This is a genomic window from Pseudomonas sp. 67(2021) (assembly GCF_017491835.1).
GTDB lineage: Bacteria > Pseudomonadota > Gammaproteobacteria > Pseudomonadales > Pseudomonadaceae > Aquipseudomonas > Aquipseudomonas atacamensis.
The window spans coordinates 40,640-55,818 of sequence record NZ_JAFGYL010000027.1 but is presented as its reverse complement, the minus strand read 5'-3'; the positions used below and the strand labels follow the sequence as shown (position 1 = coordinate 55,818).

The following is a 15,179-nucleotide window of genomic DNA, read 5'->3' as shown; positions in this document are numbered from 1 at the left end:
GGCTGGTCCCACCCATGTCCCTCCCCTCCCAAGTACGCCTGATCGAAGTCGGCCCGCGCGATGGCCTGCAGAACGAAGCCCAACCGATCAGCGTCGCCGACAAGGTGCAACTGGTCGATGCGCTGAGCGCCGCCGGGCTTGGCTACATCGAAGTCGGCAGTTTCGTTTCGCCGAAATGGGTGCCGCAGATGGCCGGATCCGCCGAAGTGTTCGCGCAGATCCAGCGCAAACCTGGCGTGACCTACGGCGCACTGGCGCCGAACCTGCGCGGCTTTGAAGACGCGCTCGCCGCCGGGGTCAAGGAAGTCGCGGTGTTCGCCGCCGCCTCCGAGGCGTTCTCGCAGCGCAACATCAATTGCTCGATCAGCGAAAGCCTGGCGCGGTTTGCGCCGATCATGGAGGCCGCCAAACAACACGGCGTTACCGTGCGCGGTTACGTTTCCTGTGTGCTGGGCTGCCCGTATGAAGGCACGGTTGCGCCGGAGCAAGTGGCGATGGTCGCCCGTGAGCTGTACGCGATGGGCTGCTATGAAGTGTCGCTGGGCGACACCATCGGCACCGGCACGGCGGGCGCGACCCGGCGCCTGTTCGAGGTGGTCTCGGCGCAGGTGCCACGGGACAGACTCGCCGGGCATTTCCACGACACCTATGGCCAGGCCATGGCCAACATCTACGCCAGCCTGCTCGAAGGCATTGCGGTGTTCGACAGCTCTATCGCCGGCCTCGGCGGCTGCCCGTACGCCAAAGGCGCGAGCGGTAACGTTGCCACCGAGGACGTAGTGTACCTGCTCGATGGCCTGGGCATCGAGACCGGTATCGACCTGGACGCCTTGATTGCCGCGGGCCAGCAGATCAGCGCAGTGCTCGGCCGTCCGAGCGGTTCGCGGGTGGCCAAGGCGCGCAGCGCGCAGTGAGGTGTTACCGCTGCGTCAGCGATGTGGGCAAAAGCGAGTAACACGGAAACAAATTGTCTGGCTTTGCCTGGAGTCGAAAAAGCCTGAAAAAGTTAAGCCGTTGATTTATAAAGGCTTTTAAAAGTTGGCACGACACCTGCTATCTCTATCGCATAACAAGAATAAAAAGCCGCAAACCAATAAAAACAAGACGAAACGACTCTGACATAACAAGAACAACACGGCAGAGACGCAGCTAACAGATTTTTTTGGAGAAGGTGTGCTTTTCAGGGTGCTCTCAGGAGTGACCCGCAACCGGGCAGAGAACAATAAAACTACCTTCAGGTAGCTCCCGAATCGGTTGGATCGTTAAACGAGAAAGCAGATCAGCGCTCAAAAAAATACGTTTGCTCTTGACCCCGGATGGGGGTCGCCAAAAAGCTGTACAGGGCCACGGTTGCCAAAAACAACAACAGACCGACCCTCAATAATAAAAAGAGCACGCAACGACAAATTAAAGGGGAGCTTCGGCTCCCCTTTGTGCTTTCTGTGATTCGTCTCTCTATCACTGCATCCCTGTGGGAGCGAGCCTGCTCGCGAAAACGGTGTATCAGACACATTTACGCTGAATGACACACCGCATTCGCGAGCAGGCTCGCTCCCACAGAAGTTTTTTGATTATCCCTCGATTGTTTTCAGCTCCTCGATACTGATCTCGCGCATCCTGAACTTCTGGATCTTGCCCGTCACCGTCATCGGAAACGCGTCGACGAATTTGAAGTAACGCGGTGTCTTGAAATGGGCGATGCGTTCCTTGCACCAGGTTTGCAGCTCCAGCTCCGAGGCGCTGTGGCCGGGGTGGAATTTGATCCAGGCGACGATTTCCTCACCGTAGCGCGAGCACGGAATACCGATCACCTGCACGTCGGCCACCGCCGGATGGGTGAAGAAAAACTCCTCCAGCTCACGGGGATAAACATTCTCGCCGCCACGAATGATCATGTCCTTGTTACGCCCGGCGATGTTGACGTAACCCTCCTCGTTCATGCTCGCCAGGTCGCCGGTGTGCATCCAGCCGGCCTCATCGATGGCTTCGGCGGTGGCCTGCGGGTTGTTCCAGTAACCGAGCATCACGCTGTAACCGCGCGTGCACAATTCGCCAATGGTGCCGCGCGGCACGAGGTTGCCGGCGGTGTCGATGATCTTGCTTTCCAGTTGCGGCTGGGTGCGCCCGACCGTGGTGACGCGCAATTCCAGCTCATCCGCCGGCCCGGTCTGCAACGATACCGGACTGGTTTCGGTCATGCCGTAGGCGATCTGCACTTCGCTCATGTGCATCTCGTTGATCACCCGGCGCATGACCTCGATCGGACAAGTGGCGCCGGCCATGATCCCGGTGCGCAGGCTCGACAGGTCGAAGGTCTGCCGCTGCGGCTGATCGAGCATGGCGATGAACATGGTCGGCACACCGTACAGCGCCGTGGCTTTTTCCTCGGCCACCGCTTGCAGGGTCAGCGCCGGATCGAAAGCGTCGTTGGGGTAAATCATCGTGCTGCCATGGGTGACGCAACCGAGGTTGCCCATGACCATGCCGAAGCAGTGATACAGCGGCACCGGAATCACCAGACGATCGGCAGCCGTCAGGCCGAGGCTTTCGCCGACCATGTAGCCGTTGTTGAGAATGTTGTAGTGACTGAGGGTCGCGCCCTTGGGGAAACCGGTGGTGCCGGAGGTGTACTGGATGTTCACCGGTTGATCGAAATGCAGACTGGCGCTGCGTTCGCGCAGCTGTTCGGACAAGACGCTGGCGGCCAGATCGCTGAGCTGCGACCACGGCAGAAAACCGGGCGGCGGATTGGCATCGAGGCTGATCACGCCGCGCAGCTCCGGCAGGCGCTCGCTGCGCAGCTGACCGATGGCGTGCTCGGCCAATTCTGGCGCCAGGCTCTGGAGCATTGCGTGGTAATTCGAGGTTTTGAATGCTCCGGCGCAGACCAGCCACTGACAGCCGGATTGCTTGAGCACGTACTCGAGTTCGGAGCTGCGATAGGCGGGATTGATATTGACCAGGATCACGCCGATCTTCGCCGTGGCGAACTGGGTAATGCACCACTGCGCGCAATTCGGCGCCCAGATGCCGAGGCGATCGCCGGTCTGCAAGCCCAGTGCGAGCAAGGCCCTGGCCTGCTCATCCACCGCGTCGGCCAGTTGCCGCCACGAATACCGCAGCCGTTGATGGCGCACCACCAACGCCTCGCCGTCCGGGTGTTGCGCGACAGTCTGATCGAAGCGCTGACCAATGGTCATCGCCAGCAGGGCTTGGTCCTGAGAGCCACGGCTGTAGCTGCGCTGCGGGTTTGCACTGGGTTGATCCATGACGACCCCTATTGTCTTTATTAGTGGGTTTTCCCGGTTTTGAATCCCTGTGGGAGCGAGCCTGCTCGCGAATACGCTGCGTCATTCAGCCTTGGGGGCGACTGATACAGCGCTTTCGCGAGCAGGCTCGCTCCCACCAGAAACAAACCGATATCTGATCCTGAACTGCCCTTACTCTCGCCCAAGTTGACGCTTACGTAAAGCCGATTGACAGTCGAACTGTGGAAGCTTTACGTTAACGTAAAGCTGAACGCCGATTCGTCGTGCGCTCCACCCGATAAAAAAGCCAAAAGGTGACCCATGAGCTATCCATCCCTGAATTTCGCCCTCGGTGAAACCATCGACATGCTGCGCGATCAGGTGCAGTCCTTCGTCGCCGATCAGATCGCCCCGCGTGCCGCGCAGATCGACCACGACAACCTGTTCCCCGCCGACATGTGGCGCAAATTCGGTGACATGGGCCTGCTCGGCATCACCGTGCCGGAGGAGTACGGCGGCGCGGGTCTGGGTTATCTGGCGCACGTAGTGGCGATGGAAGAAATCAGCCGCGGCTCGGCGTCGGTGGCGTTGTCCTATGGCGCGCACTCCAACCTTTGCGTCAACCAGATCAACCGCAACGGCAATCACGAACAGAAAAGCAAATACCTGCCGAAACTGATCAGCGGCGAGCACGTCGGCGCCCTGGCGATGAGCGAGCCCAACGCCGGTTCCGATGTGGTCTCGATGAAGCTGCGCGCCGACAAACGCGGCGACCGCTTCGTCCTCAACGGCAGCAAAACCTGGATCACCAACGGTCCGGACGCCAATACCTACGTGATCTACGCCAAGACCGACCTGGAAAAAGGCCCCCACGGCATCACCGCGTTCATCGTCGAGCGGGACTGGAAAGGCTTCAGCCGCAGCAACAAGTTCGACAAGCTCGGCATGCGTGGCTCCAACACCTGCGAGCTGTTTTTCGACGATGTCGAAGTACCCGAGGAGAACATTCTCGGCGTGCTCAACGGTGGCGTGAAAGTGTTGATGAGCGGCCTCGATTACGAACGCGTGGTGCTCTCCGGCGGCCCGACCGGAATCATGCAGTCGTGCATGGACCTGATCGTGCCGTACATCCACGACCGCAAACAGTTCGGCCAGAGCATCGGCGAATTCCAACTGATCCAGGGCAAAGTCGCCGACATGTACACCCAGCTCAACGCCAGCCGCGCTTATCTGTACGCGGTGTCCCAGGCCTGCGAGCGCGGCGAAACCACGCGCAAGGACGCGGCCGGGGTGATCCTCTACACCGCCGAACGCGCCACGCAAATGGCCCTCGACGCGATTCAGATTCTCGGCGGCAACGGCTACATCAACGAATTCCCCGCCGGTCGCCTGCTGCGCGACGCCAAGCTCTACGAAATCGGCGCCGGCACCAGCGAGATCCGCCGCATGCTGATTGGCCGTGAACTGTTCAACGAGACGAAATGAATCTCGTCGGCTGCAAGCCGCAGGCTACAAGCTGCAAGAGAACCACGCTCTCGCCCCAACTTGCAGCTTGCCGCTTGTAGCTAGAAGCTGCTTACGGAGTAAGCCCCATGATTCTGCACACTCAGCTCAACCCGCGCTCGGCGGAGTTCGCCGCCAACAGCGCGGCGATGCTCAAACAGGTCGACGCGCTGCACACCCTGCTCGCCCAAGTGGCGCAGGGTGGCGGCGTCAAAGCTCAGGAACGCCACACCTCGCGGGGTAAATTGCTGCCGCGCGAGCGCATCAATCGCTTGCTCGACCCCGGCTCGCCGTTTCTCGAAATCAGCCAACTTGCCGCCCATGCGGTTTACGGCGAAGACGTTCCGGCTGCCGGGGTGATCGCCGGCATCGGTCGCGTTGAAGGCGTTGAATGCATGATCGTCGCCAACGATGCGACGGTGAAAGGTGGCTCGTATTACCCGCTCACCGTGAAAAAACACCTGCGCGCGCAGACCATCGCCCAGCAGAATCGCCTGCCGTGCATTTATCTGGTGGATTCCGGTGGCGCCAACCTGCCGCGTCAGGACGAAGTGTTTCCGGATCGCGAGCACTTCGGGCGGATCTTTTTCAATCAGGCCAACATGAGCGCCATGGGCATCCCGCAGATCGCCGTGGTCATGGGCTCGTGCACCGCCGGCGGCGCGTATGTGCCGGCGATGGCGGACGAAGCGATCATGGTGCGCAACCAGGCGACGATTTTCCTCGCCGGCCCGCCGCTGGTGAAAGCCGCGACCGGTGAAGTGGTCAGCGCCGAAGACCTCGGCGGCGCCGATGTGCATTGCAAGACTTCTGGTGTGGCCGACCATTACGCCGAGAACGATGAACACGCCCTCGCCCTCGCCCGCCGCAGCGTTGCCAACCTCAACTGGCGCAAGCTCGGCGAGGTGCAGCAGCGCACGCCGATTGCGCCGCTGTACGCCAGCGACGAGTTGTACGGCGTGGTTCCGGCTGACGCCAAGCAGCCATTCGATGTGCGCGAAGTGATCGCGCGGCTGGTGGACGGTTCGGTGTTCGATGAATTCAAAGCGCTGTTCGGCACCACGCTGGTATGCGGTTTCGCGCACTTGCACGGCTACCCGATCGCGATTCTGGCAAACAACGGCATCCTCTTCGCCGAAGCCGCGCAGAAAGGCGCGCACTTCATCGAACTGGCCTGCCAGCGCGGCATCCCGCTGCTGTTTCTGCAGAACATCACCGGTTTCATGGTCGGCCAGAAGTACGAAGCCGGCGGCATCGCCAAACACGGCGCGAAACTGGTGACCGCAGTGGCCTGCGCCAAGGTGCCGAAATTCACCGTGATCATCGGCGGCAGCTTCGGTGCCGGCAACTACGGCATGTGCGGGCGCGCTTACGATCCGCGTTTTTTGTGGATGTGGCCGAACGCGCGGATTGGCGTGATGGGCGCCGAACAGGCCGCCGGTGTGCTGGTGCAGGTCAAGCGCGAACAGGCCGAACGCAGCGGTCAGGCGTTCAGCGCCGAGCAGGAGACCGAGATCAAGCAACCGATTCTCGATCAGTACGAAGAACAGGGTCACCCCTATTATTCCAGCGCACGGCTGTGGGACGACGGCGTCATCGACCCGGCGCAGACCCGCGATGTATTGGCCCTGGCCCTGTCCGCGTCGCTGAACGCGCCAATCGAACCGAGCCGCTTCGGCGTGTTCCGGATGTGATGGGGAGAATCTGATGAACGACTTCAATACCCTCGAACTGCAAACCGATCCACGCGGTTTCGCGACGCTGTGGCTCAATCGCGCGGAGAAAAACAACGCCTTCAACGCCGAGATGATCCGCGAACTGATCCTCGCCCTCGACAAGGTCGCCAGCGATTCGAGCCTGCGTTTCCTGCTGCTGCGCGGGCGCGGCAAGCACTTCAGTGCCGGCGCTGACCTGGCGTGGATGCAGCAATCAGCGGAACTTGATTACCACACCAACCTCGACGACGCCCGCGAGCTGGCCGAGCTGATGTACAACCTCGCCAAACTGAAAATCCCCACGCTGGCTGTGGTTCAGGGCGCGGCGTTTGGTGGCGCGCTGGGCTTGATCAGTTGCTGTGACATGGCGATCGGCGCCGATGACGCGCAGTTCTGCCTGTCGGAAGTGCGCATCGGCCTGGCACCGGCCGTGATCAGCCCGTTCGTGGTGCAGGCGATCGGTGAACGGGCGGCGCGGCGTTATGCGCTGACTGCCGAGCGCTTCAGCGGGCAGCGGGCGCGGGAGATCGGCTTGCTCGCAGAAAGCTATCCTGCGGCGGAACTGGAGCAACAGGTCGAACAGTGGATCGACAACCTGTTGCTCAACAGCCCCGCCGCCATGCGCGCCAGCAAGGACTTGCTGCGCGAAGTCGGCAACGGCGCGCTGACCCCGGCCCTGCGCCGCTACACCGAAAATGCCATCGCGCGGATTCGCGTCAGCCCTGAAGGCCAGGAAGGCTTGCGTGCCTTCCTGCAAAAACGCCCACCGAACTGGCAAGCCGCATCCACCAAGGAGTCGCGTTGATGAGCGCACCTGTGATTACCACCCTGCTGGTGGCCAACCGCGGCGAAATCGCCTGCCGCGTGATGCGCACCGCCAAGGCTCTGGGCCTGACCACCGTCGCCGTGCACAGCGCCACCGACCGCGATGCGCGGCACAGCCGTGAAGCCGATATCCGCGTGGATCTGGGCGGCAGCAAGGCTGCCGAGAGTTATCTGCAAATCGATAAATTGATCGCCGCCGCCAAGGCCAGCGGTGCCCAGGCGATTCATCCCGGCTACGGCTTTCTATCGGAAAACGCCGGATTCGCCCGCGCCATCGAAGCCGCCGGGCTGATCTTCCTCGGCCCGCCCGCCTCGGCCATCGATGCGATGGGCAGCAAATCCGCCGCTAAGGCGCTGATGGAAAAGGCCGGCGTGCCACTGGTGCCGGGCTATCACGGCGAAGCGCAGGACCTCGACACCTTCCGCGAAGCCTGCGAACGCATCGGTTATCCGGTGCTGCTCAAGGCCACTGCGGGTGGTGGCGGCAAAGGCATGAAAGTCGTCGAAGATGTCAGCCAACTCGCTGAAGCCCTCGCCTCGGCGCAGCGCGAAGCGCAATCGTCGTTTGGCGACTCGCGGATGTTGGTGGAAAAGTATTTGCTCAAGCCACGTCATGTGGAGATTCAGGTGTTCGCCGATCAGCACGGCAACTGCCTGTATCTCAACGAGCGCGATTGCTCGATCCAGCGTCGGCACCAGAAAGTCGTCGAAGAGGCCCCGGCGCCGGGTCTGACGCCCGAGTTGCGCCGGGCAATGGGCGAAGCGGCTGTGCGTTCGGCGCAGGCGATCGGTTATGTCGGCGCCGGCACCGTGGAGTTTTTGCTGGATGCGCGCGGCGAGTTTTTCTTCATGGAGATGAACACGCGGCTGCAAGTCGAGCACCCTGTGACCGAAGCAATCACCGGGCTGGATCTGGTCGCCTGGCAGATTCGCGTCGCCCGTGGGGAAGCGCTGCCGATCACCCAAGCGCAGGTGCCACTCAATGGTCACGCGATCGAAGTGCGCTTGTATGCCGAAGATCCGGCGAATGATTTCCTGCCGGCCACTGGGCGTCTGGACTTGTACCGCGAATCGGCACAGGGACCGGGGCGGCGGGTAGACAGCGGCGTTGAGGAAGGTGACGAGATCTCGCCCTTCTACGATCCGATGCTCGGCAAACTGATTGCCTGGGGTGAAGATCGCGAACAGGCGCGCTTGCGTTTGTTGAGCATGCTCGACGAGTTTGCGATTGGCGGGCTGAAGACCAACATCAATTTCCTGCGCCGGATCATCGCGCATCCGGCGTTTGCGGCGGCAGAGCTGGATACCGGGTTCATTCCGCGCTATCAGGAGCAATTGCTGCCAGCGCCGGGCGCGTTGAGCGATGAGTTCTGGCAGGCGGCGGCGCAGGCGTTTACGCAGAGTTTGCCGAAGCGTGCGCGGGCGGATGATCCCGCCTCCCCCTGGTCTTGCAGCAGTGGTTTGCGCGCAGGCTTGCCGGCGGAAATCACCTTGCATTTGAGCTGCGAGGGACAGGATCGCGCGTTGACCTTGAGAACCGCGGCCCATGCAAAACTGCAGGGCGAGGCGCTGACCATCGAGCATGAGGGCGTGCGCCGCACATTGCGGGCGATTCGTCAGGGCGGCGCGTTGTATCTGGAATGGGATGGCGAGTTGCGGCGCATCGAAGCGTTCGATCCGATCAGTGCCGTTGAAGCCAGCCACAGCCATCAGGGCGGTCTGACCGCGCCAATGAACGGCAGTATCGTGCGCGTGCTGGTCGAAAGGGGACAGTCGGTTGAGGCCGGGGCGCAACTGGTGGTGCTGGAAGCCATGAAGATGGAACACAGCATCCGCGCGCCGCACGCCGGTGTGATCAAAGCGCTGTATTGCCAGGAAGGCGATATGGTCAGCGAAGGCAGCGCTTTGGTTGAACTGGAAGAAGGATGAAATAAAAGGATCGACCCTCGCCTTGAGCGAGGATCGATTCGCTCAGTAACGCGCCGTTGCCTGAACCACCACGCCGATGATCCGGCATTCATCGGTTAGCAGGGTTTTCGGCCAGGTTGGATTGAGCGGCACCAAGTAACGCTGGCCGGCCTGTTCGTCGAGTTTGCGGAAAATCGCTTCTTCGCTGTCCGGCCACTGGGCGATCACCAGTTTGCCAGGCACTGCCTCCAACTCTGGGTCAACCAGAATCAGCATGCCCTCGGCAATGCTCTGGCCGCTCGGCGCGGTCATCGAATCCCCCGTCACCGTCAGCCAGAACGCGGCACCGCCACGAGCGTGGTAATCCGTCAGTTCGAAGCGCTGCTTCGCTGATGCTCCGGGATAGCTCGCCGCAGTGTCACGCACTTCGCACGGTGCACGCCAATCGCAGACCGGATAACGGAAGTACGGGTTGTACTTCTGCGCCAGCGGCATTTCGTCTTCCGGCGTCGGCTGCGGCTCGCGAATCACCAGAACGACTTCCAGGAAGTCCATTCCCAGCGCCTTGAGCACGCGGTTCATTTCGGTAACACCGGGTTCGCGACGCTTGTTCAGCCAATGACCGATCCCGCCCTGGGACATGCCGACGCGCTCTCCGAGCTCTGTTTGAGTGACTTTGAGTTCACTCATCTTGGCCTTGACCAACTCAATCCATTTATCCATGTGCCGCACCTTACGCGGACGTCTTCGACCGGCAAAACACATATTGTAGTATTTAAATTCTCGTCACAAATACAGGCGGTACTATCCTAAGGAAACGGACTTTCAATCGAACATGGAGTGACGTTTCATGATGAACATCAGCAGCAAAGACCTGCCCGATCTGCAAATCGACACCAGCTTCACTTCCCCTCAAGGCAATGCCGCCGCACAGCGCGCGCTGGACTACTACTTGAAACCGGCTGTTTCAGAACCCGAGACGGACGAACGTTTTTTCAATGTCAAAGGCCATCTCAGCGGCGAGGAAGCGCTGGTGCATGCCTCGGACCTGTTGCGATGTGCAGCCGCCACCGCGTTCAAGGCCGCAGAAAACCTTCAAGGCACCAATCGCGATCTGGCCTTTTCGGTGGTGCACATGGTGGATATGGCGCGGGCGATGGTCGACCATTCGATCGACAACGACGAAGTCACGGCGGACAAGGTACGGGCGGGCAGGAAAGAATTTTCCCATCGCGCAGATAAAAACATTTGACTTGCAAATGATAATGATTATTATTGCAAGCAGCTGGTCGCGAGATCAGTCGATGGACCAGAGACCTTAGGTCGGTCTTCTGGACTATCTCCTCATCAGGCTAATCACGGTTTTTGACCCGGCTTTTTGCCGGGTCTTTTTTTGCCCGTTTTTCGGGCTTGTGTCTTCAGGCTAATGAAGTCTTTAGGTGCTGCAAATTCGATGGCGCGGATAATATCAAAAGAATATTGATTGGCAAGCCGAGCCCGGCCACATTGGGCAAAACTAATGGCAATCAGCACTTGAGAATCAATCGCATAGCCTCTAAGCTGCTGGCGCGTCACGGAAGACGCCCCCCGCTACGCCCGCAATTCCCCTCGGTTTCAGCCCTGCCTGCGTGTAAAGTACCGGTCATAAAAATCCTGCTCTGGAAGCGATTATGACCGTGGCTAAATCTTCGTTCGACATCAGCGCCAATTTCGACAGCGGCAATATCCAAGTCATCGACATCAGCAACCCGCTCAATCCGGTTCTGGCCATCCGCCCGGACACCCGCAGCGCTCATTTTCAGTGGTTCCACTTCAAGGCCAGCGGCCTGCATGTGCATCAGGAACACTGGTTTCGTCTGGTCAACGCCAGCCAGTCCTCCTATAACAAGGCCTGGACCGGCTATCAGGCAGTCGCCTCCTACGACCACGTCAACTGGTTCCGCATCCCCACCAGCTTCGAAGGCGACAGCCTGCGCTTTTGCCTCGAAGCCGAACAGACCCACGCCTGGTTCGCCTACTTCGAGCCCTACAGCCGCGGCCGCCACAACTGGTTGATCGAGCAGGCGCTGAGCAAGGCTGGCACCGAATTGCTGGCGACCGGCAAAAGTGTCGAGGGCCGCGACATTCAGCTGCTGCGCAAAGGCACCGGTGCCGAAGGCCAGCGCAAGATCTGGATCATTGCCCAGCAGCATCCGGGCGAGCACATGGCGGAATGGTTCATGGAAGGCGTGATTGAGCGTCTGGAGCGCCAGGACGATCCGGTATTGAACAAACTGCTGGCCAGCGCCGATCTGTATCTGGTGCCGAACATGAACCCGGACGGCGCCTTCCATGGCCATCTGCGCACCAATGCCATGGGTCAGGACTTGAACCGGGCCTGGCAGAACGCCAGCCGGGACATCAGTCCGGAAGTGCTTTTCGTCCAGCAGCAAATGGAAAAATATGGCGTCGATGCGTTTATCGACGTGCACGGCGACGAGGAAATCCCCCACGTCTTTACCGCCGGCTGTGAAGGCAATCCTGGCTTCACACCGCGCATAGAAAAGCTTGAAGAGCATTTCCGCAGCCATCTGAAGCACACCACCAAAGACTTCCAGACCACCTACGGCTACACCCGCGACGAACCGGGACAGGCCAACATGACCCTGGCCTGCAACAGCGTCGGGCAGAAATACGATTGTCTGTCGCTGACCCTGGAGATGCCGTTCAAGGACCACGACGACCACCCGGACAAGATCACCGGCTGGTCGGGCAAACGTTCCAAGCAATTGGGCAAGGATGTGCTGACCACCCTCGCCGACATGGTCGACACCCTGCGCTGATTCCCTCCTCTGTAACGACAAAAGATCGCAGCCGACCTGCGATCTTTTGCGTTACAGGGTCAGCCGCGATCACGCCCGCGCAACATGCTGTCGAGCACTTCGTCACGGCGTACCCAGCCATGAAACAGCGCCGCCGCCAGATGCAGCAGCACCGTCAGAAACAGCAGATACGCCAAATAGCCGTGCGACTTGCGCAGCAACGCAAACAGTTGCGCGTCAGCCGGCACAATCGACGGCAGATGCAGCGACGCCGTCAGCATCACCGGCTCGCCCGAGGCACTGATCATCGCCCAGCCGAGCAACGGCAACACCAGCATCAACGCATACAACAAGACGTGGGAAGCCTTGGCTGCCAGTACCTGCCAGCCCGGCAGATCATCCGGCAGCGGCGGTTGGCGGGTGGTGAAGCGCACCAGCAAGCGCACGATCACCAGCGCCAGAATCGCGATGCCCAGCGGCTTGTGCAAATGAATCAGCCATTCATGGCGAGACGACACCGAAGTGACCATGCCCGCGCCGATAAACAGCATGGCGATGATCATCAGCGCCATCAGCCAGTGCAGCAGGCGCGCCAGCAAAACGAAATGCGTCGGTTGCTTGCTCATGGACGAGCCTCCTGTTTGGCGGCGGGCAACTGGCTGACTTCGCTGGTGCGACGCAGGTAGGAATCGGCGTAGCCAGCAGAACGTGCGGCCAGCAGTGGATCTGCCGAGCCTTGAATCCCGGCCGGCAGCACCAGCGGGTCGTAGTTGATGTCGCGGCATTCACCGCTGAGCTGCGGCTGGGTTTTCTCCAGCACCAAAGTCCCGGCGTTCAGCACTTTGCGATTTGCGGGCCAGGTCTTGCTGGCATCGTTGACCGGGTCGTCGGCGTTGGCCAGGGTGATGTTCAACTGGAAGCGCAAGGGTGCGGCGGCCAGGCGTTGCACCAGGTCCTTCTCGAGAAAGTCCGCGCCTTCAGGGGCCGTGGCACCTGCCGCGTCCTGCGCCAACGGGGTCATGCTCCAGCGCACGGCCTGCTTTTTACCGTTGCCATCGACCAGATAGAACGCATTGATGCTGTTATAGGTTTCGGTCGCGTAGCTGGCCGAAGGCTTGGCGGTCTTTACCCACGTCAAGAACGGCACGGCTTCCGGGTGTGCAGCGAAGAACGCCGGCACTTTCGTCGGGTCGGGCTTGCCAGTGGCTGGATCCGGCGACTGCGCCTGCTGCAATTGGTAGAACGCTTCAGGCGTGCCCACCGGAAACACCGGCATGCTGTTCATGCCGGTGCGCCATTGCTGACCGTTCGCCTGGGTGAAGCGCAGCGCCAGACTGCGGATCGGTACGGCGCTGTCCGGCGCATAGGGATTGCCCGCCGGCAAGGCAAAACGCCCCACCACCGGTGTCTGCGGCAGGTTGAACACTTGTGCTGTAGAGAATGCCCGCGCCTCGCCGCTGCTTTCGAAATGGCCGATCACGCAGACACCCTTGGCGTGATTGCGACGAAAGCCGGGATGCACGCCGTTGTTCTTTTCCAGCACATCGACCAACGCTTTTGGCGTCAATCGTTGTGGGTCAAGGTTGCCATGCACGTAGGCAAACGCCCCGGCCACGGCGGCGACAATCACGGCAATGCCGCCCAGACGTAAAACCAGGCTCGCGGCGCTCAGTGGCTGGCGCGGCGGCCTGCCGGGCGGTGCAGCGTTGGGGGACGAGCGATCAACCATGAATATCTCCAGGCCATCGGCCACAAGTGGAAAGAATCAGCAAGACGCACCCCGTCCGGGTTTATTCCACGGCGCGGTATTTATTTTTGCGTACGGGGAATAACCTGCGCTGACGGGCGTCTTCCTAGTCCACAGCGTAGCGACCAGCAGACATTCATGAGCGAATTCGACGAACAGTTGAGAGAAATCATTCCCAGATTGCGCCGCTTCGCCGTGTCGTTGACGCGCAACAGCAGCAGCGCTGACGATCTGGTCCAGGCCAGCCTCGAGCGGGCGCTGTCGGCCTGGGGCGAGAAACGCGCTGAGGGCGACTTGCGCGCCTGGCTGTTCGCAATTCTCTATCGGCAATTTCTCGATGCGCACCGTCGCTCGCGGCGCTATGCGCGCATGCTGGAATTTTTCACCGGTCGCGACGATGCCGAGCCGTCGGTGGAACGCACCGTGATTGCCCAGTCGACCCTGCAAGCCTTCGAACGCCTGCCCACCGAACAGCGCGCTTTGCTGCTGATGGTCTCGGTGGAAGGTCTGTCCTATAAAGAGGTCGCCGAGATCCTCGGCGCCCCGATCGGCACCGTGATGTCGCGCCTGTCCCGCGCCCGCCAGGCCTTGCGCCAACTCAGCGACGGCGAAATCAGCAGCCCTTCCTTGCGGATACTCAAATGATCAGCCTGCCTCCCAGCGAACGAGATTTGCACGCCTACGTCGACCACCAGCTCAGCGACGCCGATCGGCGCGTGCTCGAGACCTGGCTGGCCAGCCACCCCGAAGAAGCGGCGCAGGTGCGCGCCTGGCAACGCGATGCCCAACAGTTGCGCGCAGCGCTGAGTGGCGCCTTGCAGCAACCGGCCAATCCGGCGCTCGACCCGATGATGATTCGCCAGCGCCGCCGCCAGCAGTCCCGTCGGCACCTGGCCAGCGCGGCGGTGCTGCTGATTGCCGTGAGCATTGGCGGTTTCAGTGGCTGGCAGGCCCGGGAAATGACCCTGGCGCGCCCTGCGCCATTGCCGATGACTGACGCGTTGCAAGCCTATCGCCTGATCGCCCAGCAAGGCGTACTGCCCGCCGATTACAAGGTCGACAGCGACGGCGACATGCAGCGTTGGCTCGACCGCTACTTCAGCGGTGCCGGGCGCTTGCCGGACTTGAAAGCTGCCGGATTCGAGCCGGTCAGCGGGCGCTTGCTCAGCACCGATGAAGGCGCGGCGGCGATGGTGATGTATGAGGATGGCAGCGGTCACAAAGTGAGCTTTTACCTGCGTCCACCGGGGCCGAAAAACACCCTGCTGCCGCGTGGCTCGCGCAGCGATGGCGATCTGCAGGCCGATTACTGGTCAGGGCCGGGCTACAACTATGCGGTGGTCAGCCCGACCGACTCGCCGGCGGCAGAGTTGCTCAAGCAATCGCCACCGTTCTGAAATCCACCTCTGGTAGGAGCTGACGAGTGCAACGA

At 61.1% G+C, this 15,179-nt stretch carries 14 protein-coding genes; 9 read left to right on the top strand and 5 right to left on the bottom strand.

All coding sequences use genetic code 11. The features are described 5' to 3' along the window. Window positions 1-14 precede the first annotated feature (14 nt). Window positions 15-914, top strand: a complete 900-nt coding sequence (locus tag J5M66_RS24240; RefSeq protein ID WP_122691939.1) for a hydroxymethylglutaryl-CoA lyase — start codon at window positions 15-17, stop codon at window positions 912-914. A gap of 657 nt (window positions 915-1,571) precedes the next feature. Here J5M66_RS24240 and J5M66_RS24235 read toward each other — a convergent pair. Further along, window positions 1,572-3,269: an AMP-binding protein gene (locus J5M66_RS24235; RefSeq protein ID WP_207808115.1), complete on the bottom strand. Its 1,698-nt coding sequence runs from the start codon at window positions 3,267-3,269 to the stop codon at window positions 1,572-1,574. Window positions 3,270-3,569: 300 nt separating this feature from the next. Here J5M66_RS24235 and J5M66_RS24230 point away from each other — a divergent pair, with 300 nt between their 5' ends. From J5M66_RS24230 to J5M66_RS24215, 4 genes are all read left to right on the top strand, one after another. Next, window positions 3,570-4,733, top strand: coding sequence for an isovaleryl-CoA dehydrogenase (locus tag J5M66_RS24230; protein WP_207808114.1), 1,164 nt, complete (start codon window positions 3,570-3,572; stop codon window positions 4,731-4,733). Between the two features lie 107 nt (window positions 4,734-4,840). Continuing rightward, window positions 4,841-6,445 carry a carboxyl transferase domain-containing protein gene (locus J5M66_RS24225; protein ID WP_056788823.1) on the top strand — a complete coding sequence of 535 codons (1,605 nt, stop codon included), beginning with the start codon at window positions 4,841-4,843 and terminating at the stop codon, window positions 6,443-6,445. A 13-nt stretch (window positions 6,446-6,458) separates the two neighbouring features. Beyond that, a complete protein-coding gene (locus tag J5M66_RS24220; protein ID WP_123442106.1) occupies window positions 6,459-7,271 on the top strand; it encodes a gamma-carboxygeranoyl-CoA hydratase in 813 nt (270 codons plus the stop codon). Continuing rightward, window positions 7,271-9,220 (top strand): acetyl/propionyl/methylcrotonyl-CoA carboxylase subunit alpha, encoded by a 1,950-nt coding sequence (locus tag J5M66_RS24215; protein WP_207808113.1) that lies wholly within the window; start codon window positions 7,271-7,273, stop codon window positions 9,218-9,220. Before J5M66_RS24220 ends, J5M66_RS24215 begins: the two co-directional genes overlap by 1 nt. 42 nt (window positions 9,221-9,262) lie before the next feature. On the opposite strand, the gene J5M66_RS24210 is transcribed toward J5M66_RS24215, so the two are convergent. Next, the gene (locus J5M66_RS24210; protein ID WP_038861876.1) at window positions 9,263-9,922 is read right to left on the bottom strand and encodes a S24 family peptidase; all 660 of its coding nucleotides are present in this window, start codon (window positions 9,920-9,922) and stop codon (window positions 9,263-9,265) included. A gap of 130 nt (window positions 9,923-10,052) precedes the next feature. Here J5M66_RS24210 and J5M66_RS24205 point away from each other — a divergent pair, with 130 nt between their 5' ends. Continuing rightward, window positions 10,053-10,451 (top strand): DUF3077 domain-containing protein, encoded by a 399-nt coding sequence (locus J5M66_RS24205; protein ID WP_125927407.1) that lies wholly within the window; start codon window positions 10,053-10,055, stop codon window positions 10,449-10,451. A 104-nt stretch (window positions 10,452-10,555) separates the two neighbouring features. On the opposite strand, the gene J5M66_RS24200 is transcribed toward J5M66_RS24205, so the two are convergent. Further along, window positions 10,556-10,774, bottom strand: a complete 219-nt coding sequence (locus J5M66_RS24200) for a hypothetical protein (RefSeq protein ID WP_125927390.1) — start codon at window positions 10,772-10,774, stop codon at window positions 10,556-10,558. A 95-nt stretch (window positions 10,775-10,869) separates the two neighbouring features. Here J5M66_RS24200 and J5M66_RS24195 point away from each other — a divergent pair, with 95 nt between their 5' ends. Continuing rightward, window positions 10,870-12,021 carry a M14-type cytosolic carboxypeptidase gene (locus J5M66_RS24195; protein WP_207808112.1) on the top strand — a complete coding sequence of 384 codons (1,152 nt, stop codon included), beginning with the start codon at window positions 10,870-10,872 and terminating at the stop codon, window positions 12,019-12,021. Between the two features lie 59 nt (window positions 12,022-12,080). On the opposite strand, the gene J5M66_RS24190 is transcribed toward J5M66_RS24195, so the two are convergent. After that, a complete protein-coding gene (locus J5M66_RS24190; protein WP_207808111.1) occupies window positions 12,081-12,626 on the bottom strand; it encodes a cytochrome b in 546 nt (181 codons plus the stop codon). Further along, entirely contained in the window at window positions 12,623-13,729 is a 1,107-nt protein-coding gene (locus J5M66_RS24185; RefSeq protein WP_073471326.1) for a catalase family peroxidase, read from the bottom strand. The genes J5M66_RS24190 and J5M66_RS24185 overlap by 4 nt, the downstream gene beginning before the upstream one ends. Before the next feature lie 156 nt (window positions 13,730-13,885). On the opposite strand from J5M66_RS24185, the gene J5M66_RS24180 reads away from it, so the two are divergent. Together J5M66_RS24180 and J5M66_RS24175 are read left to right on the top strand one after the other, a co-directional pair. Further along, entirely contained in the window at window positions 13,886-14,392 is a 507-nt protein-coding gene (locus J5M66_RS24180; RefSeq protein WP_016775320.1) for a sigma-70 family RNA polymerase sigma factor, read from the top strand. Further along, the gene (locus J5M66_RS24175) at window positions 14,389-15,144 is read left to right on the top strand and encodes an anti-sigma factor (RefSeq protein WP_024013445.1); all 756 of its coding nucleotides are present in this window, start codon (window positions 14,389-14,391) and stop codon (window positions 15,142-15,144) included. Before J5M66_RS24180 ends, J5M66_RS24175 begins: the two co-directional genes overlap by 4 nt. Window positions 15,145-15,179: the final 35 nt, after the last annotated feature.